Genomic DNA, 17,821 nt, shown 5'->3' on the forward strand with positions numbered 1-17,821 from the left:
GTTGGGGGAGTGGCAGCCCGGCGCGTCGGTCACCGTCCGGGTCCCGGCCAGCAGCGCCAACCTCGGGCCGGGGTTCGACTCCATCGGCCTGGCTCTCGGCGTCTGGGACCGTTGTCGCGCAACGCTTCTCGACTCGACCGATCTCGAGATCACGGTCTCGGGTGAGGGGGCGGGCGGTGTGCCCACCGACGCCACCCACCTCGTCCACCGCAGCCTGGTCCACGCCTTCGAGGACGTGGGTGAGCAGGCGCCCGCCGGCCTCCGGCTGGAGTGCGACAACGCGGTCCCGCACGGTCGCGGCATGGGGTCCTCGGCCACCGCGATCGTCACCGGCATCGCCCTCGCCCATGCCCTGCGCGCGGTGCGCGACGGCCGGAGCGTCGGCGACATCGACCTCGACGCCGTCAACGACCTTGCCGCCCGGCTGGAGGGGCACCCCGACAACTCGTCGGCGAGCGTCTTCGGCGGCGTGACGCTGTCCTGGTCTGACGACCCGGCACGCGGCACGACCACGCTCCGCCTGACCCCTCACCCCGACCTGGTCCCCGTCGTCTTCACCCCGGGCACCCAGCTGTCCACCGCGACCGCCCGCGCCGTCCTGCCGGCGCAGGTGCGACTGGCCGACGCCGCAGCCAACTCGGCCCGCGCCGCCCTGCTGGTCCAGGCGCTCACGACCGCTCCCCAGCACCTCCTCGACGCGACCCGCGAGTGGCTCCACCAGGAGCCCCGCCGCCCGTCGTACCCCGCCTCGATGAGGCTCGTCGACGCCCTGCGCGCCGACGGCCACGCCGCCGTGATCTCGGGTGCCGGGCCCAGCGTCCTCGTCCTCGCGACCACGTCGACGGCCGACGCGGTGGGCACCGCGGGAGGCGACGCCTGGCGGGTGCTGCGACCCGGCATACCCGAGCGTGGCGTCGAGGTCCAGGCGACCTGAGCGGTCCCCGTTTCGTCCTGCGACCTCGTCGTATGCCGTGGTGTTACTGTGGTTGCGCGGTCACAGTTGATGCCGGCGGGGTTCTGACCTCTCCGATGCCTACCTCGATCCGCATCCTCCACCTTGGGCCGGTCGTGCCGTGCCACACGCCGATGTCGGCAGGCCCCGTGGATCAGTCCGCCAGACCTCTGGCACCCACTTCCGGCCCCCGCCACGCGTGGCGCGGGCCACTGACGAGGGGAAGGATCCTTCGTGACAGACACCACCACTCTTGAGGCGTCTTCGGCATCCGGGCAGGGCCCGCGCCGATCGGGTTCGCTGACGGCCATGCGCCTCGCGGAGCTGCAGGGGCTCGCCTCGAGCATGGGCATCTCCGGCACCGCCAAGATGCGCAAGGGCGACCTCGTCGCCGCGATCAAGTCGCGCCAGAACGGCGACAGCGGCCCGGTGGCCGCCGCCGCTGCCGAGGAGACGGCCCCGCGCCGCTCCGCTGCGGAGGAGACGGCCCCGCGCCGCTCCGGTGCGGAGGAGACGGCCCCGCGCCGCTCTCGTCGCGCCTCGTCCTCGGGACAGGTGACGCCGAAGGCCTCGGCCCCTCAGGCCGTCGAGGCCCCCGAGGCCGTCGAGGCCCCCGCCGCGGACGAGCGTCGCGAGCGACCGCGTCGCCACCGTGACGCCGACGCGCCGTCCCGTAGCCAGGACGGCCGCGACCAGCGTCCGGCCAGCGACTCCGACTCCGGCGCCGACCAGCGCGACGCCGGTCGTGGCAGCCGCACCGAGCGCGCCGCGGACCGTGGCGAGCGCACCGAGCGCACGCAGGGCCAGGACGAGCGCAACGACCGCAACGAGCGTTCGGACCGTGCCGACCGCAACGACCGCGCAGACCGCAACGAGCGGACCGAGCGCAACGACCGCCCGGACCGCAACGAGCAGTCGGACCGCGGTGACCGGAGCGACCGCACCGAGGGCCAGCAGAACGACCAGCAGGGTCAGGACGACGACGACGAGGGCGGCCGCAGCGGTCGCCGTCGCCGCAACCGCAACCGCAACCGCGACAAGCGTCGCGGGCCGGTCCAGGGCGGCACCGAGACGTCGACCGAGAACGAGCCGCAGATCCACGAGGACGACGTGCTCGTCCCCGTGGCCGGCATCCTCGACATCCTCGACAACTACGCCTTCGTGCGGACCTCGGGCTACCTCCCCGGCGACAACGACGTCTACGTCCCGCTGGGCATGGTCAAGCGCAACGGTCTGCGCAAGGGCGACGCCGTCGTCGGTGCCACCAAGGCCCCCCGTGACGGTGAGGAGCCGCAGCAGCAGAGCGTCGGCTCCCGCAACAGCCGCCAGAAGTACACGCCGCTGGCCCGCCTCGACACCATCAACGGGATGAGTGCCGAGGATGCCCGCACGCGGGCCGAGTTCGGCAAGCTCACGCCGTTGTACCCGCAGGACCGCCTGCGCCTCGAGACCGAGGCCGGGATGCTCACGACGCGGATCATCGACCTCATCGCACCGATCGGCAAGGGCCAGCGCGGCCTCATCGTCGCCCCGGCCAAGGCCGGCAAGACGATGGTCATGCAGGCGATCGCCAACGCGATCACGACCAACAACCCCGAGGTCCACCTCATGGTCGTGCTCGTCGACGAGCGCCCCGAGGAGGTCACCGACATGCAGCGCGCGGTCAAGGGCGAGGTCATCGCCTCGACCTTCGACCGTCCCGCCGAGGACCACACCACGGTGGCCGAGCTGTCGATCGAGCGCGCCAAGCGCCTCGTCGAGATGGGCCACGACGTCGTCGTGCTCCTCGACTCGATCACCAAGCTGGGACGCGCCTACAACCTCGCAGCCCCGGCGAGCGGCCGCATCCTCTCCGGTGGCGTCGACTCCGCCGCGCTCTACCCGCCGAAGAAGTTCTTCGGCGCCGCGCGCAACATCGAGAACGGTGGCTCGCTCACCATCCTCGCGACCGCGCTCGTCGAGACCGGGTCGCGCATGGACGAGGTGATCTTCGAGGAGTTCAAGGGCACCGGCAACATGGAGCTCAAGCTCGACCGCGGGCTGTCCAACCGCCGCATCTTCCCGGCCGTGGACATCAACAACTCGGGCACCCGTCGCGAGGAGATCCTCCTCGCGCCGGAGGAGCTCAAGATCATGTGGAAGCTCCGCCGCGTCCTCGCAGCGCTCGACAGCCAGCAGGGCATCGAGCTGCTGCTCGACCGGCTCCGCAAGAGCAAGACGAACTACGAGTTCCTCAAGCAGGTCCAGCAGACCAGCTCGAACAAGCTCGAGGACGACAGCGACGACTGAGCGTCCACGTCACCACCACGAGGCGGTCTCCCGGTCCGGGAGGCCGCCTCGCGGCATACGGGAGGGTTCCTCCAGCCGGTATGCCGTCCCGCGCAGGGCACGGGACCCGCTCACCTGGGCTCGGGCTCGACGGGGTTGTCGGTCCGCCTGCCGTAGCCGGTGGCGACGAGGTTGCCGGGCGCGAGGTTGGAGTGGCGCCGTCCGTAGGCGAAGTAGATGACGAGACCGATCGCGAGCCAGGCGAGGAACCGCAGCCAGGTGCCGACGGCCAGGCTCGCCATGAGCCCGACGCAGCTCAGCGCCGAGATGATGGGCAGGGCCGGGACCGCCGGGGTCCGGAAGGGGCGGTGCATCCTGGGCTTGGTGCGACGCAGCACGGCGACGGCGATGGAGACGACGAGGAACGCGAAGAGCGTCCCGATGCTCACCATCTCGGCGAGGGTGTGCAGGGGCACGAACGCCGCCAGGACGCAGACGACCGCGGTCGTGACGGCGGTGATCCGCAGTGGCGTGTGGAAGCGCGGCGACACGGTGCCGAAGGACGCGGGCAGCAGGCCGTCGCGGCACAGCGCGAAGCCGATGCGCCCCATGGCGACGATGTCGACGAGGATCACCGAGCTCAGCCCGGCGACGGCGGCGATCCCGATGAGGATCGAGGCCCAGCCCATGCCGACCTGGTCGAACGCGTCCGAGATGGGGGCGCCCTCGCTCAGCCCGGTGTACTTGACCATGCCGGTGATGACGAGGCAGACGGCGAGGTAGAGGAAGGTGCAGATGAGCAGCGTGCCGATGAGGCCGCGCGGCATGTCCTTGGCCGGGTCCTTGGTCTCCTCGCCGAGGTTGGCGACGGCCTCGAAGCCGCTGTAGGCGAAGAAGACGATGGCGGCGGCGACGAAGACCCCGGTCACGCCGAACGCGGTGGGTGCGGCGCCGGTGACCCACTGCCAGAACGGCTGCTCGAGCCCGGTGGTCTGCAGCTCCTTGGACATGGGCTGGGCCGGGGGGATGAACGGCGAGAGGTTGGCGAGCTTGACGAAGAAGATGCCGACGACGATGACGAAGATGCAGACCGAGACCTTGATCGCCACGAGGGTGTTGGTGACCCACTTCGACTCGCGGATGCCGACGGCGGCCACGATCCCGAGGACGAGGGCGATCCCGAGCGCACCGAGGTTGACGCTGGACTCCTCGCCGAAGAACGTCGTCGGCAGGTCGAACGCCTCCTGCAGATAGCCCGACCAGCCGCGGGAGACGACCGCTGCGCCGAGGGCGAACTCGAGGATGAGGTCCCACGCGATGATCCAGGCGAAGATCTCGCCGATCGTCGTATAGGCGTAGGTGTAGGAGCTGCCAGCCGTCGGGACCGCAGCCGCCAGCTCGGCGTAGCAGAGCGCCGCCAGCAGGCTGACCACGCCGGCGATGACGAACGACAGGACGATGCCGGGGCCGGCGTAGTTCTTGGCTCCCGTCCCGGTGAGGGTGAAGATCCCCGTCCCGATGACGATGCCGATGCCGAAGCCCATGAGGTCCTTGGCGGTGAGGGTCTTGCTCAGGCCGGCGTGCCCCTCGGCCTGGTCGTCACCCTGACGAAGGACCGTCTCGACGTCCTTGGTCCTCACGATGCTCGTGTCGTCCATCTCGTCACAGTAGGACTGGGGCGGGCATCCCGCGCGGCGAGCACCGCGCCGGGTCACATGGTGGTCAGGGCAGGGTCGGGCGGGCGTGGCTGCGGAAGATCAGCGAGGTCTGGACGTGCGAGACGCCGGGCCGGCTCGAGATGTTGTCGAGGACGAAGTCGCGCAGCTGGTCGGGGGACTCGGCGCTCAGGTGGACGAGGAAGTCGTCCGACCCGCTGATGTTGAGCGCCGACAGCACGCCCGGCAGCTCGGCCATCTCCTCACCGAACGCGTCGACCTGCTCGCGGTCGTGACCCCCGAGCCGGATCGCGACGACGGCCTGGAGCGGACGACCCAGCCGGGCGAGGTCGACGCTCGCATGGATCCCGGTGATGACACCGCGCTCGCGCAGCGAACGGACGCGCCCGACGCACGTCGACTCGGCGATGCCGACCTGACGGGCCAGGGCGGCGTTGGAGATGCGCCCGTCCGCCACGAGCGCCGAGACGAGGGCGCGGTCGACCTCGTCCAGGACGGGCGGCGTGTGGGGCGCGGGCCCGGGGGTGAGCGGGTGTGGATCCTTCGGCACCGGCCCACCGTAGCGCGGGCCGATCCGCGGATCACCCCTTCGAAGGCACGTTGGGAGCGGGAATCAGCGGAACTCTTGGCACCCACCGTGGATCCTGCGGAGCATGGGTCCCATGACGACACCGCTGTCGACCACGGACCCCTCGACCACCGCCGTCCACGCCGGGCGCGAGGACCTCACGGCCCTCGGGCTGCTCGTCCCGCTCATCGACCTGGCCACGACGTACCCGATGCCGACGATCGAGGCGGGCGGGACGGCATACGACACGATCGGTGCGGGGGAGCGGCCCGACGGGCAGGCGACGCTCGTCTACCAGCGGCTGTGGAACCCCGGGGTCGACCGGTTCGAGCGCGCGGTGGCGGCGCTCGAGGCCACGGAGTCCGCGGTGGCGTTCGCCTCCGGCATGGCGGCACTCACCGCGACACTGCTCGCGGCCGTGTCGGCCGGCACGCCCCACGTCGTGGCCGTGCGGCCTCTCTACGGCGGCTCGGACCACCTCCTCGCCACCGGTCTGCTGGGCACCGAGGTCACCTGGGCGACGCCGTCGACGGTCGCCGAGTCGCTGCGCCCCGACACCGGGCTCGTCCTCCTCGAGACCCCGGCCAACCCCTCGCTCGACCTCGTCGACATCGCCGCCGTCGTGGCCCAGGCGGGCGAGGTCCCGGTGGCCGTCGACAACACCTTCGCCACGCCGGTCCTGCAGCAGCCGGCGCTGCACGGTGCGACCCTCGTCCTGCACTCGGCGACGAAGTTCATGGGCGGGCACGGCGACGTCATGGGTGGCGTCGTCGCGACCGACCACGCGTGGACGGCCCGTCTCCGCCAGGTGCGCGCCATCACCGGTGCCGTGCTCCACCCGCTCGCGGCCTACGAGCTGCACCGCGGACTCCAGACGCTGCCCGTGCGCGTGCGCGCGCAGCAGGAGTCGGCGGGTGTCGTGGCGCGCTGGCTGGCGGATCGGTGCGAGGTGTCGCGCGTGCACTACCCCGGGCTGGAGGGCTGCGACCCGGCCGGACTGGTCGGCTCCCAGATGACCGGACCCGGCGCGGTGCTCGCCTTCCGCCTCGCAGGCGGGTATGCCGTCGCCTCGGCCCTGCTCGAACGCCTCGAGCTCGTCACCCACGCGGTGTCCCTGGGTGGGGTCGACAGCCTCATCCAGCACCCGGCGAGCCTGACCCACCGCTTCGTCGTGGCCGACGCGCGGCCCGACGCGGACCTGCTCCGCCTGTCCGTCGGTCTCGAGTCGGTGGACGACGTGCTCGCCGACCTCGACAAGGCGTTCGCCAACCTCCCCTGACCTCGGTCGGGGTGGGCGTGAGTGCCAGGGGCGTCGGATGTGACGCCCTCGGCACTCGTCGACGGCGCGGGCGGTCCGTCCACAGGGTTTGGGCGTCGTGCCCGCTGTCCACAACGGGCTGTGTGCGCGCTGGTCCCGGTCCCGACAACGCCTCAGGCTCTGGAGATGACTTCCACGAGGCCGGACCGTCGTGTGCGGTGGACTCTCGCGCGAGAGCTGGCGTCGCTCCACGACGGTGTGGTCGACCGAGCCACCCTCCGTCGCGCCGGGATCGATCGTGCGGCGGTGCGCACCGAGGTGCGAGCCGGTCGGTGGCTCACCCACGGCCGGCACACCGTGTCCGTGACCACGTCGCCCCTCACAGGCCGGGCGCCACTGTGGCAGGCAGTGTGGGAGTCGGGTTCGGGCGCAGCGCTCGACGGCGCTGCCGCGCTCCTGGCCGCGGGCATGAGAGGTTTCGCCCCGCGCGCGATCGACGTCTCCCAGCCCCGCAACAACCGTCATCACGCCGTGGCGGGAGTCCGGTTGCACCGCCGAGCCGTGATGCCACCGCTGGCGGGCGCTGGTCTGCCTCGCGTCGTGCCCGAGGTGGCAGCCGTCCACGCAGCACTGTGGGCCCGCTCCGATCGCGAGGCGGCACTCATCCTCTGCCTCGTCGTGCAGCAGCGGCTCACCACCACCGAACGCCTGCTCGTTGCGTGGCGCAGCGCGAGGAGTGCAGGGCCGCGAAGGCCCTTCCTCGCCGATGCGGTGACCGACATCTGCGACGGCGCCCAGGCGCTGGGCGAGCTCGACTTCGCCCGGCTGTGTCGTCGTGAGGGACTTCCACCACCGACCCGACAGGTCGTGCGCCATGGTCGGAACGGCCGGATATACCTCGATGCGGCCTGGGGGGCGATCGGCCTCGTCGTCGAAATCGACGGCGGTCACCACCAGTGGGCGCTCAACCCCGTCGAGGACGCGCTGCGGCAGAACGACGTCGTGGTGGCAGGTGAGGTCATGCTGCGGGTTCCGCTGCTCGGGCTCCGGCTGGAGGCCAAGCGTTTCCTGCGCCAGGTCGCCGTGGCGTACGCGCTGCTCTCGGGGCGCCGCACGGCGTGAGTGCCGAGCGAGTCACCCATGCCGCCTCTGGCACTCGCCGAAGGCGTGGCCGGGGAATGCGGGGGAGGGGTCTCGCCGTTTAGGGGAACGTGTGCCTGCTCTGGCACACTTGATCGCTGGACCGGTTCACGGCACGAACGCGTTTCCTGAGCATCGCCCTCACGAGCGGATGCAGGCGGGGCGCCACAGGGTTTGCATCAACGTGATGGGCCCGCCGACCCGGAGACATCCAAGGAGAAGAATCGTGAAGAAGGACATCCACCCGAACTACGCCGAGACGACCGTCACCTGCACCTGTGGCGCGACGTTCCAGACCCGCAGCACGGCCCCGAGCGGCCAGATCCACGCTGAGGTCTGCAGCCAGTGCCACCCGTTCTACACGGGCAAGCAGAAGATCCTCGACACCGGTGGCCGCGTCGCGCGCTTCCAGGCCCGCTACGGCAAGAAGGCCGACGCGTAGCACCCCCGATGCGCCGACCCGTCGATCCAGCACTGGATCCGGGTCGGCGCATTCGTGTCTGCACCCCCAGTACCTGCCGACCGTGACGAGAGGTCCCCGATGTTCGAGTCCGCCGCAGCCCTCGCGCAGGAGCACGCCCAGCTCGAGCGCGAGATGGGCGACCCCGCCGTCGCGACCGACCCGGACCGCCTGCGCGAGGTGAACAAGCGGTACGCCGCGCTGGGACCGACGGTCACGGCATACACCGAGTGGCTGGCCGCGACCGACGACCTCGAGGCGGCGCGCGAGCTGGCCACCGAGGACGCCGGCTTCGCGGCCGAGGTGCCCGGTCTCGAGGCGGCCGCCGACGACGCGGCGGACCGGCTGCGTCGGCTGCTCATCCCGCGTGACCCCGAGGACGACCGCGACGTGATCCTCGAGGTCAAGGCGGGGGAGGGCGGCGACGAGTCGGCCCTGTTCGCCGGGGACCTGCTCCGCATGTACCTCCGCTACGCCGAGCAGCGCGGCTGGCGCACCGAGGTCCTCGACTCGACCGCGACCGACCTCGGCGGCTACAAGGACGTCCAGGTGAGCGTCAAGGCCAAGGGCACGCCGCTGCCGGGCGAGGGCCCGTGGGCCCGCCTCAAGTACGAAGGCGGCGTGCACCGCGTCCAGCGCGTCCCCGTCACCGAGACCCAGGGCCGCATCCACACGAGCGCCGCCGGCGTCTGGGTCATGCCCGAGGCCGAGGAGGTCGAGGTCGAGATCCACGCGAACGACCTGCGCGTCGACGTCTTCCGCTCCTCGGGCCCCGGCGGCCAGAGCGTCAACACGACCGACTCGGCGGTGCGTCTCACGCACCTGCCCACCGGCACCGTCGTCATCTGCCAGAACGAGAAGTCGCAGCTGCAGAACCGCGAGGCCGCGATGCGCGTGCTGCGCGCCCGGCTCCACCAGATGGCCGTCGACGAGGCCAACGCCGCGAGCGCCGACATCCGCGCGAGCCAGGTGCGCACGGTCGACCGCAGCGAGCGGATCCGCACCTACAACTTCCCCGAGAACCGCGTGAGCGACCACCGCACCGGCTTCAAGGCCCACAACCTCGACACCGTCCTCGGCGGCGAGCTCGACGCCGTCGTCGAGTCGGCCATGGCTGCCGACGAGGCCGCCCGGCTCGCGGCCCTCGGCGAGGTCGCGCGGTGAGCGAGCTGCGCGACGCCGTCCGCGCGGCGACGCGCACGCTGGCCGAGGCCGGCGTGGGCTCGCCCGAGCACGACGCGGTCGCCCTCGCGGCGCACGCCCTCGGCGTCGACGCCTCCGAGGCGCGGCGGCTCATGATCCTCGGCAGTCCCGTCCCGCCGAGGTATGCCGGTCTCGTCGCCGAGCGCGCGAGTCGCGTCCCGCTCCAGCACCTCACCGGCCGGGCGTGGTTCCGCGGGCTCGAGCTCGAGGTGGGCCCGGGGGTGTTCGTGCCGCGGCCCGAGACCGAGGTCGTCGCCGGCTGGGCCATCGACGCGGCCCGGGACTGCGTCGAGTCGGGCACCGACTCACCGATCGTCGTCGACCTGTGCTCGGGGTCGGGCGCCATCGCCTTCTCGGTCAAGGCCGAGCTGCCCGAGTCCCAGGTCGTCGCGGTCGAGGTGAGCGACCTGGCGGTGGCGTGGGCGGCGCGCAACCGTGACCGCCTCGACCTCGACGTCGAGATCGTGCAGGAGGACGCCGTGACCGCCCTCGACGACCTGTTCGAGGTCGACGTCGTCGTGTCCAACCCGCCCTACATCCCCACCGTCGCCGTCCCGGTCGACCCCGAGGTGCGCGACCACGACCCGCACGTCGCGCTCTACGGCGGCAGCGAGGACGGTCTGGCGATCCCGCGCCTCGTCGCCGCCCGTGCCGCCGGACTGCTGCGCAGCGGTGGTGTCCTCGTCATGGAGCACGCCGACACCCAGGGCGAGACCCTGCCGGCGGCGCTGCGAGCCACGGGCTCGTGGAGCGCGGTCGAGGACCGCCTCGACCTCACCGGGCGCCCCCGCGCCACGGTCGCCGTCCGCGCCTGACCTTTCATCGCGCCGGCACCGACGGCGCGACCGGGCCGGACAGGACTGTGGCCCCCACCCGAGGACGGGTGAGGGCCACAGAGATCGACCTCGTCAGAGGATGTACATCAGCAGAACGATGATCAGAAGAACACCGACGATCGTCCAGATCAGACCGGAACCACGCATGCGTTGCACCTCACTTCAGTAGACAGGGACGAAACGGTCCGACCCTACGCAGCCGCGCAGCGGATGTGAGCATTGGCGTCGAGGAACTTCGGGCCGTCGCCGCAGGTCAGCGGGTTTCGCGGTGCCCGCGGTCGGCCCGGCCCGGCACCGGTCCTAGGCTGCTCCCATGAGTCCGGTCTTCGACTGCACGACGCCCGAGGGTCGCCAGGACGGCATCGCCAAGGCGACCGCCGGAGTGCGCCAGGGCGACCTCGTCGTCCTCCCCACCGACACGCTCTATGGCATCGGCGCCGACGCGTTCTCCCCGGACGCGGTCCAGCGCCTGCTCGACGCGAAGGGGCGCGGCCGTGAGATGCCGCCGCCGGTGCTCGTGGCCGACGTGCGGACGATCGACGGGCTGGCCACCGACGTGCCGGCCTACGCCCGCGTGCTCATCGAGCGCTACTGGCCGGGGCCGCTCACGCTCGTGCTCAAGGCCCAGCCCTCGCTCATGTGGGACCTCGGCGACACCGGTGGCACGGTCGCCGTGCGCATGCCCGACCACGAGGTGGCGCTCGCGCTCCTCACCGAGGTCGGGCCGATGGCGGTCAGCAGCGCCAACCGCACCGGTCACCCGGCCTCGCGCACGGTCATCGATGCGGCTACGCAGCTCGGCGCCTCCGTCGAGTTCTACCTCGACGGCGGTCCGGTCACCGGCGGACTGCCCTCGACGATCGTCGACTGCACACGTCCCGAGCCGACCATCCTGCGGCGGGGTGCCATCGACGCGGACGAGATCCTGGCCCTCGCGGGCGAGCACCTAGAGTTGCCGACACCCACGTCGGACGAGCCCGCTGCCGTGTCGCACGGGTCGACGCCCGCATCGGACGAGTCGCCGCCCGCGACGGACGAGCCCACGCCCACGTCCGCGTCGGACGCACCAGCAGCAGCACCAGCAACCGAGGAGAGCAGCAACCATGAGTGAGACGTTCTACGGTTCCGACTTCGGCGCCCTCGAGGCCTTCGACCCCGAGATCGCAGGGGTGCTCGTCTCCGAGCTCGACCGGCTGCGGGGCGGGCTCCAGCTCATCGCGAGCGAGAACATGTCGTCGCCGGCGGTGCTCACCTCGCTGGGCTCGACCCTGTCCAACAAGTACGCCGAGGGCTACCCCGGCCGGCGCTACTACGGCGGTTGCTCCGAGGTCGACAAGGCCGAGTCGCTGGCCATCGAGCGCGCCAAGGCCCTCTTCGAGGCCGACCACGCCAACGTCCAGCCGCACTCGGGCGCCAGCGCCAACGCCGCCGTCTACGGCGCCTTCATGTCGCCCGGCGACACCATCCTCGCGATGAGCCTGCCGCACGGTGGCCACCTCACCCACGGCACGAAGATGTCGTTCTCGGGCAAGTGGTTCAACGCGGTCCACTACGGCGTCGACAAGGACACCGAGGACATCGACTACGCCGAGGTCGAGCGCCTCGCCAAGGAGCGCCGGCCCAAGGTGATCCTCGCCGGTGGCTCCGCCATCCCGCGCCTCATCGACTTCGAGTTCTTCCGTCGTCTCGCCGACGAGATCGGTGCGATCTTCTGGGTCGACGCCGCGCACTTCATCGGCCTCGTCGCCGGCAAGGCGATCCCGAGCCCGGTGCCCCACGCCGACGTCGTGAGCTTCACGACGCACAAGGTGCTGCGTGGCCCGCGCTCCGGTGCGATCGTCTGCAAGGAGGAGCACAGGGCGGCGATCGACAAGGCCGTCTTCCCGATGATGCAGGGCGGTCCGCAGATGCACACGATCGCGGCCAAGGCCACGAACTTCAAGGAGTGCGCGACGCCCGAGTACCAGGCCTACGCGAAGCAGGTCATCGCCAACGCCAAGGTGCTCGCCGAGACGCTCGGCGAGAAGGGCATCCGCCCGACGACCGGCGGCACCGACACCCACCTGTCGCTGCACGACCTCCAGCCGGTGCTCGTCACCGGAGTCGACGCCGAGGCGCGGTGCGACGCGGCCGGCATCACCCTCAACAAGAACGCCATCCCGTTCGACCCGCAGAAGCCCAACATCGCCAGTGGCATCCGGGTGGGCACCCCCTGCGTCACGACGCAGGGGATGGGCGAGGACGAGATGCGCACCATCGCCGGCCTCATCGCCCGCGCCGTCGTCGACGGCGACGCGGACCCCGAGCACCAGGTGTCCAAGGAGGTGCGCGCCGAGGTGACCGACCTCGTGACGCGCTTCCCGGCATACCCCCGCTGACCGCATTCGACTGATTGCCCTTCTGGGACACCTCGCTGGCGCTCACCGTCCCAGAAGGGCAATCAGTCCATGCGCTTGGCCCGGCGGTTGCGGCGCTCGTCCTGGGCCTGCTCGGCGGCCTCGAGCTCGAGAGCAGCGGCCTCCTCGGCGGACGGGCGCGCCCTGGGCTTGGTGCCCGAGGCCGACAGCACCGTCCACACGCTGCGCCCGAGCACCTCGAGGTCGAGCAGCGGCGACATGTGCTTGAGGTAGTAGAAGTCGTAGGAGAGCTTCTCGATCGTCTCCTCCTCCGACGCGGCGTACCCGTGGCGGACTTGGGCCCAGCCGGTGATGCCGGGGCGGACGAGGTGGCGCTGGTCGTAGAACGGGATCGCGTCGCGGTACTTCTCGACGAAGCCGACCTGCTCGGGGCGGGGACCGATGAGCGAGAGCTCGCCGCGCAGCACGTTGAAGAACTGCGGCAGCTCGTCGAGGCGCACGCTGCGCAGGAAGCGCCCCAGGGGAGTGATGCGCGGGTCGTCGCCGGTGGCCTGCCGTGCGCCATGGGCCTCCGCGTCGGCACGCATGGTCCGGAACTTGAACAGCTCGACCAGCTCGCCGCGCCGTCCCACGCGCACCTGCCGGAAGATCACCGGGGTGCCGTCGACGACGCGGACGAGCAGGGCCACGAGCGCGACGACCGGCATCCAGACGGGGAGGGTGAGCACGACGAGCACGAGGTCCACGGCGTGCTTGAGCGGCAGGAAGGGCAGCTTGCGCAGGAGCGAGGTCTCGATCTCCCAGCCCTCGGAGAGGTGCCCGAGCGGGACCCGGCCGGTGTGCTCCTCGTAGACCTCGTTGAGCGGGCGGACCTCGCGCCCGGCGACCGAGGTCGCCGACACGTAGGCGGTGACCTCACGCGACCACCGGGCGCTGAGGTCGACGGTGAGCACGGTGTCCGGGGGAGGGGCCGACAGCGGGCCGCTCGCCTCGGGGTCGATGACGCCGACGACGCTGATGTGGGGGGTCGCGTCGAGCTCGCGCACGATCGACTCGGCGGAGGTGACGATGACGAGGCGCTCGGTCCACGGCCGCAGCCGCAGGACGAGCCTCATGGTGAGGACGAGGACGATCCAGATCGCGAGCGTCGTGAAGAGGTGGGGACGCGAGTAGTACGGACGCAGGAGCACGATCATCGCCGTGATCGCGAGGAAGGTGAACAGCGCACCGAGGGCGCCACGCGCGTAGGTCGGGCGCGGCGGGCCCTGTGGGAGGATGGCGGCGACGAGGGCGTCGCCCAGGACGGCGGCGACGACGGCGATGAGGAAGATCCGGGTCAGCCCGCGGCCCTGCGTCTGGGCGAGCACGGACGCGCTGAACGGGTGGTCGCCGAAGCGCACGAAGGCCGCGATGACGAAGGCCACGACGAGGAGTGCGGCGTCGGCGCAGACCATGCCGACCAGGAGCCGCTGTCTCATGGCGGGAAGTGTATTCGGCCCGCCCCACGCACGCCGGGACGCCCCTCGGCGTCGGCCAGTTGGCCTTGCCGGACCGCTTGTGATAGTTTTCACAAGCCCCGGAACGACCTCGATGGAGAGCTCCCAGTGACTTCGAACCCCGCGCCACGGACCCCGGTCCGGATGATGCTGCGAGGTGCTCTCGTCCCCGGGATGATCGCCCTTCCCGTCCTGGCAGGAGCCTTCTGGGCGTATGCCGGCGAGCAGGCCGCGCTCTCGGCCCTCGCGGGTGCCGGGCTGGTGCTCGTCGTCCTCACCGTCGGCCTCGTGGGCATCACCGCCGTCGTCATGGGTCCGGCCGCGACGTCCATGGCCGGCGCCGGCGTCGTCTACCTCGGCCAGCTCGTCCTCATCGTCGCCGCGGTGCTCGCGCTGCGCGGCGCCGACTGGCTCGACGGGCGCCCGTTCGCCCTGTCCGCCATCGCGCAGACCGTCGTCATGCAGGTCGGCCAGATCGTCGGCTACGCCCGCGCCCGCCACGAGATCGCGCCCGGTTCGCTCGAGCGAGGAGGGGCCTCATGAGCGAGGACCGCAAGCTCCCCAAGGGCGTCGAGGGCCACGAGCCGTTCGCGACGTGGCACGACGATCCCGAGCTCCCCAGCGCCACCGCCCGAGCCGACGCGCTCGGCGCCACCGTCATCGCCTACCTCCTCACCGGACCCGCCGTCTTCGGCGCGATCGGCTGGGGACTGGACCAGCTCCTGGGCACCGGATTCATCGTCGTCCTGGGGATCCTGGGCGGGATGGCCCTGTCGCTCTACACCATCTGGCTCCGGTACGGTACGACGTGACGCCCCTGACCATCGGCTGCAAGCGACTCGGGTCCGAGCCGCGATTGCAGGGTGCCGCCACCACCATGAACGAGGAGAACCACCTGTGATCCTGACTGCGCTTGCTGCAGGGACCACGACCGCCGTCGTCGCCGAAGAGGGCGGGGGTGGGTTCGAGACCCCGACGCCCGACATCTTCTGGCTCCCCACGTTCGGCACGAGCGGCGACTGGGCCATCACCGAGCAGATGGTCTGGGGTGGCGTCTCCGTCGTCCTCCTCAGCGTCGTCATGGTGGCGCTGTCCAAGAACGCCGCGATCGTCCCGTCCAAGGGCCAGTGGCTCATGGAGGGCTTCTACAACTTCGCGCGCAACGGCGTCGCCCGCGACATGATCGGGACCAAGCACTTCCTCAAGTTCGTCCCGCTCCTGTTCAGCCTCTTCTCGCTCATCCTCATCAACAACTGGTTCGGCATCCTGCCGCCGGTGATGAACCCGACGATGGGCCGGATCGGCTTCCCGATCGCGCTCGTCCTCGTCGTCTACGTGGTCTACCACTGGATCGGCATCAAGAAGATGGGCCTCGGCGGCTACTTCGCCCACATGGTCCCGGACGGCCTCCCGGGCTGGATCCGCCCCTTCATCATGCTGCTCGAGATCATCACGTACTTCGTGACGCGGCCGCTCACGCTGGCCCTGCGACTCTTCGGCAACATGTTCGCCGGCCACATGCTCATCGTGCTGTTCGTGAGCGCCGGCGCCTACTTCCTCACCCAGGACGTGCTGTTCAAGCTGCTCTCCGTGCCGACCTTCATCATGGCCGCCGTGATGTTCGTCTTCGAGGCGCTGGTGCAGTTCCTGCAGGCCTACGTCTTCGTCCTGCTCTCGGCGAGCTACATCGCCGGAGCGCTCGCCGACGACCACTGAGTCGTCCGCGCCCCACAGACTGTTCCACCCACAACTTCATAGCTCGACCCAGTTCTTCCTCCGCGGCACACGGCCGTGAAGGAACCCCAAAAACACGAAAGAGGAATCATCGTGGAAGGCAACCTCTCGCTCGTCGGCTACGGCCTCGCGACCATCGGCCCGGCCATCGCCGTCGGCCTGATCTTCGCCGCCTACATCAACGGCGTGGCCCGTCAGCCCGAGGCTCGCAACCTCCTGCAGCCGATCGCCATCCTCGGCTTCGCGCTCGCTGAGGCGCTCGCGATCTTCGCGCTGGTGCTCTACTTCGTCAAGGGCGCCTGACCCGCCGTTCCCGGCAAACCACCGATCCGGCACGAAGCACTAGGAGCACCCCGTGCAGTTCACCGCCACCGCATCGTCGGTCGCGTCCCTGGCGACCGCCGAGGGCGCCAAGATGCCCCTCATCCCGCACATCCCCGAGCTGATCTTCGGCCTCGTGATGATCGGAGTCCTCTACTGGGTGGTGTCGACCAAGGTCGTCCCCAACCTGGAGAAGGCCTACGAGGAGCGTCGCGCTGCCATCGAAGGCGGCATGGAGCAGGCCGAGGAGGCCCAGGCCCAGGCCCAGGCCGCCAAGCAGCAGTACGAAGCCCAGCTGCACGAGGCCCGCACCGAGGCCAACGCCATCCGTGAGGAGGCGCGCGCCGAGGGGGCTTCCATCGTCACCGAGATGCGCGACAAGGCGACGGCGGAGGCGAGCCGGATCACCGAGTCGGCCAAGCGCCAGATCGAGGCCGAGCGCCAGCAGGCCGTGGTCTCGCTGCGCTCCGAGGTCGGCACGCTCTCGACGACCCTCGCCAGCCGCATCGTCGGCGAGTCCCTCGAGGACGAGGTCCGTCAGAAGGGCATGATCGACCGCTTCCTCGCGGAGCTCGAGAGCGGCGCCGTCCGCCCCGAGAAGGTCTCCGCGAGCGCGCCGGCTGCGGCCCCGGCGGGGGAGCAGCCGGCCCAGGGCGAGCTCGACCTCGGCACCGACAACCCCGCGGGGCGTGACTCCTGATGGCTGGCTCGTCCCGCGCAGCACGGGCGGCGGCCGACAAGGCCCTCGCCGGTGCACTCGAGGGTGTCGACCGCGCAGCGCTGTCCGAGGAGCTGTTCTCGATCGGAAGCACGATCGAGAGCAGCATCGGGCTGCGCCGCGCGTTCGCCGACCCGTCGCGTGAGGGCTCGGCCAAGCGTGACCTGGCCGAGCGTCTCTTCGGCGGCAAGGTCAGCGAGGCGGCCAACACCGTCATCGGTGAGGTCGTCGCCCAGCGATGGTCCTCCGAGGGCGACCTCAGCGACGCCTTCGAGGCACTCGCCGTCCGTGCGCTGCTCGCCAGCGCCGAGAAGGCCGGTCGCATCGACGAGGTCGAGAACCAGCTCTTCCGGTTCGAGCGGATCGTCGCGGCCGACACCGGCCTGCGTGACGCCCTGTCGACCCGCAACTCCGACCTCGAGGGCAAGGCCGGCGTGGTCCGGCAGCTGCTCGCGGGCAAGGCGGCACCCGAGACCCAGCGTCTCGCGGAGCAGGCCGTGCTCGTTCCCCGCGGTCGTCGTCTGGACCGCGTGCTCGAGACCTACCTCAAGCTCGCAGCCGACCGTCGCGAGGAGCTCACCGCCCTCGTGACCGTCGCCGTGGCGCTCGACGAGCGCCAGGAGTCGCGCCTGAGGTCGGCCCTGCGCTCGATCTACGGCAAGCCGGTCACGCTCCAGACGGTGCTCGACCCCAGCGTCGTCGGTGGCATCCGTGTCCTCATCGGCGACGAGGTCGTCGACGGCACGGTCGTGCGTCGTCTCGACGCGGTGCGTCGCGACCTCGCGGGCTGACCTGCACCAACGGCATACGCAGCACCGCTCGACCCCAACGAAA

General features: G+C 71.1%; 18 protein-coding genes. 15 read left to right on the top strand and 3 right to left on the bottom strand.

Annotated elements, in window-relative coordinates; all coding sequences use genetic code 11:
- Position 1 precedes the first annotated feature (1 nt).
- Positions 2–934 carry a homoserine kinase gene (gene thrB / locus KLO01_RS11370; protein ID WP_147065102.1) on the top strand — a complete coding sequence of 311 codons (933 nt, stop codon included), beginning with the start codon at positions 2–4 and terminating at the stop codon, positions 932–934.
- 327 nt (positions 935–1,261) lie between these two features.
- A complete protein-coding gene (gene rho, locus KLO01_RS11375; RefSeq protein WP_222611970.1) occupies positions 1,262–3,241 on the top strand; it encodes a transcription termination factor Rho in 1,980 nt (659 codons plus the stop codon).
- A gap of 110 nt (positions 3,242–3,351) precedes the next feature.
- Here the strand turns inward: rho and KLO01_RS11380 are convergent, their stop codons facing one another.
- Together KLO01_RS11380 and KLO01_RS11385 are read right to left on the bottom strand one after the other, a co-directional pair.
- Positions 3,352–4,878, bottom strand: coding sequence for an APC family permease (locus KLO01_RS11380; RefSeq protein ID WP_147065106.1), 1,527 nt, complete (start codon positions 4,876–4,878; stop codon positions 3,352–3,354).
- Positions 4,879–4,942: 64 nt separating this feature from the next.
- Positions 4,943–5,446 (bottom strand): Lrp/AsnC family transcriptional regulator, encoded by a 504-nt coding sequence (locus KLO01_RS11385; protein ID WP_147065108.1) that lies wholly within the window; start codon positions 5,444–5,446, stop codon positions 4,943–4,945.
- Positions 5,447–5,558: 112 nt separating this feature from the next.
- Between KLO01_RS11385 and KLO01_RS11390 the strand changes: the two genes are divergently transcribed.
- The 7 genes from KLO01_RS11390 to glyA all read left to right on the top strand — a co-directional run bounded on the left by KLO01_RS11390 (position 5,559) and on the right by glyA (position 12,739).
- Positions 5,559–6,743, top strand: coding sequence for a trans-sulfuration enzyme family protein (locus KLO01_RS11390; protein ID WP_186828013.1), 1,185 nt, complete (start codon positions 5,559–5,561; stop codon positions 6,741–6,743).
- Positions 6,744–6,908: 165 nt separating this feature from the next.
- Positions 6,909–7,844: a hypothetical protein gene (locus KLO01_RS11395; protein ID WP_147065112.1), complete on the top strand. Its 936-nt coding sequence runs from the start codon at positions 6,909–6,911 to the stop codon at positions 7,842–7,844.
- 244 nt (positions 7,845–8,088) lie between these two features.
- A complete protein-coding gene (rpmE, locus tag KLO01_RS11400) occupies positions 8,089–8,304 on the top strand; it encodes a 50S ribosomal protein L31 (RefSeq protein ID WP_147065114.1) in 216 nt (71 codons plus the stop codon).
- A 99-nt stretch (positions 8,305–8,403) separates the two neighbouring features.
- Positions 8,404–9,486, top strand: a complete 1,083-nt coding sequence (prfA, locus tag KLO01_RS11405) for a peptide chain release factor 1 (protein ID WP_147065116.1) — start codon at positions 8,404–8,406, stop codon at positions 9,484–9,486.
- Entirely contained in the window at positions 9,483–10,340 is an 858-nt protein-coding gene (gene prmC, locus KLO01_RS11410; RefSeq protein ID WP_147065118.1) for a peptide chain release factor N(5)-glutamine methyltransferase, read from the top strand. Before prfA ends, prmC begins: the two co-directional genes overlap by 4 nt.
- Positions 10,341–10,674: 334 nt before the next feature.
- On the top strand, positions 10,675–11,472 hold the full coding sequence (locus tag KLO01_RS11415) for an L-threonylcarbamoyladenylate synthase (RefSeq protein WP_147065120.1): 798 nt from the start codon (positions 10,675–10,677) through the stop codon (positions 11,470–11,472).
- A complete protein-coding gene (glyA, locus tag KLO01_RS11420) occupies positions 11,465–12,739 on the top strand; it encodes a serine hydroxymethyltransferase (protein ID WP_147065122.1) in 1,275 nt (424 codons plus the stop codon). Before KLO01_RS11415 ends, glyA begins: the two co-directional genes overlap by 8 nt.
- A 62-nt stretch (positions 12,740–12,801) precedes the next feature.
- On the opposite strand, the gene KLO01_RS11425 is transcribed toward glyA, so the two are convergent.
- The gene (locus KLO01_RS11425; protein ID WP_147065124.1) at positions 12,802–14,196 is read right to left on the bottom strand and encodes a sugar transferase; all 1,395 of its coding nucleotides are present in this window, start codon (positions 14,194–14,196) and stop codon (positions 12,802–12,804) included.
- Between the two features lie 192 nt (positions 14,197–14,388).
- On the opposite strand from KLO01_RS11425, the gene KLO01_RS11430 reads away from it, so the two are divergent.
- From KLO01_RS11430 to KLO01_RS11455, 6 genes are all read left to right on the top strand, one after another.
- Complete coding sequence (locus KLO01_RS11430; RefSeq protein ID WP_186828014.1) at positions 14,389–14,757, top strand: hypothetical protein; 369 nt, start codon at positions 14,389–14,391, stop codon at positions 14,755–14,757.
- Complete coding sequence (locus KLO01_RS11435) at positions 14,754–15,026, top strand: AtpZ/AtpI family protein (RefSeq protein ID WP_147065129.1); 273 nt, start codon at positions 14,754–14,756, stop codon at positions 15,024–15,026. Before KLO01_RS11430 ends, KLO01_RS11435 begins: the two co-directional genes overlap by 4 nt.
- Before the next feature lie 85 nt (positions 15,027–15,111).
- Complete coding sequence (atpB, locus tag KLO01_RS11440) at positions 15,112–15,930, top strand: F0F1 ATP synthase subunit A (protein WP_246136160.1); 819 nt, start codon at positions 15,112–15,114, stop codon at positions 15,928–15,930.
- A 105-nt stretch (positions 15,931–16,035) separates the two neighbouring features.
- On the top strand, positions 16,036–16,251 hold the full coding sequence (locus tag KLO01_RS11445; protein WP_186828029.1) for an ATP synthase F0 subunit C: 216 nt from the start codon (positions 16,036–16,038) through the stop codon (positions 16,249–16,251).
- Positions 16,252–16,303: 52 nt separating this feature from the next.
- Complete coding sequence (locus tag KLO01_RS11450) at positions 16,304–16,969, top strand: F0F1 ATP synthase subunit B (RefSeq protein WP_186828015.1); 666 nt, start codon at positions 16,304–16,306, stop codon at positions 16,967–16,969.
- On the top strand, positions 16,969–17,778 hold the full coding sequence (locus KLO01_RS11455) for a F0F1 ATP synthase subunit delta (protein WP_147065133.1): 810 nt from the start codon (positions 16,969–16,971) through the stop codon (positions 17,776–17,778). The genes KLO01_RS11450 and KLO01_RS11455 overlap by 1 nt, the downstream gene beginning before the upstream one ends.
- Positions 17,779–17,821: the final 43 nt, after the last annotated feature.

The organism is Knoellia locipacati (assembly GCF_007992835.1).
Taxonomy (GTDB): Bacteria; Actinomycetota; Actinomycetes; order Actinomycetales; family Dermatophilaceae; genus Knoellia; species Knoellia locipacati.

What these genes read in the sequence shown, in the direction of transcription:
- KLO01_RS11435 (WP_147065129.1), top strand. Translation starts at nt 14,754, where the DNA reads ATGAGCGAGGACCGCAAGCTCCCCAAGGGCGTCGAGGGCCACGAGCCG.
- KLO01_RS11455 (WP_147065133.1), top strand. Translation starts at nt 16,969, where the DNA reads ATGGCTGGCTCGTCCCGCGCAGCACGGGCGGCGGCCGACAAGGCCCTC.
- prfA (WP_147065116.1), top strand. Translation starts at nt 8,404, where the DNA reads ATGTTCGAGTCCGCCGCAGCCCTCGCGCAGGAGCACGCCCAGCTCGAG.
- KLO01_RS11430 (WP_186828014.1), top strand. Translation starts at nt 14,389, where the DNA reads ATGATCGCCCTTCCCGTCCTGGCAGGAGCCTTCTGGGCGTATGCCGGC.
- glyA (WP_147065122.1), top strand. Translation starts at nt 11,465, where the DNA reads ATGAGTGAGACGTTCTACGGTTCCGACTTCGGCGCCCTCGAGGCCTTC.
- KLO01_RS11390 (WP_186828013.1), top strand. Translation starts at nt 5,559, where the DNA reads ATGACGACACCGCTGTCGACCACGGACCCCTCGACCACCGCCGTCCAC.
- KLO01_RS11415 (WP_147065120.1), top strand. Translation starts at nt 10,675, where the DNA reads ATGAGTCCGGTCTTCGACTGCACGACGCCCGAGGGTCGCCAGGACGGC.
- KLO01_RS11380 (WP_147065106.1), bottom strand. Translation starts at nt 4,878, where the DNA reads ATGGACGACACGAGCATCGTGAGGACCAAGGACGTCGAGACGGTCCTT.
- KLO01_RS11395 (WP_147065112.1), top strand. Translation starts at nt 6,909, where the DNA reads ATGACTTCCACGAGGCCGGACCGTCGTGTGCGGTGGACTCTCGCGCGA.
- rho (WP_222611970.1), top strand. Translation starts at nt 1,262, where the DNA reads ATGCGCCTCGCGGAGCTGCAGGGGCTCGCCTCGAGCATGGGCATCTCC.
- KLO01_RS11425 (WP_147065124.1), bottom strand. Translation starts at nt 14,196, where the DNA reads ATGAGACAGCGGCTCCTGGTCGGCATGGTCTGCGCCGACGCCGCACTC.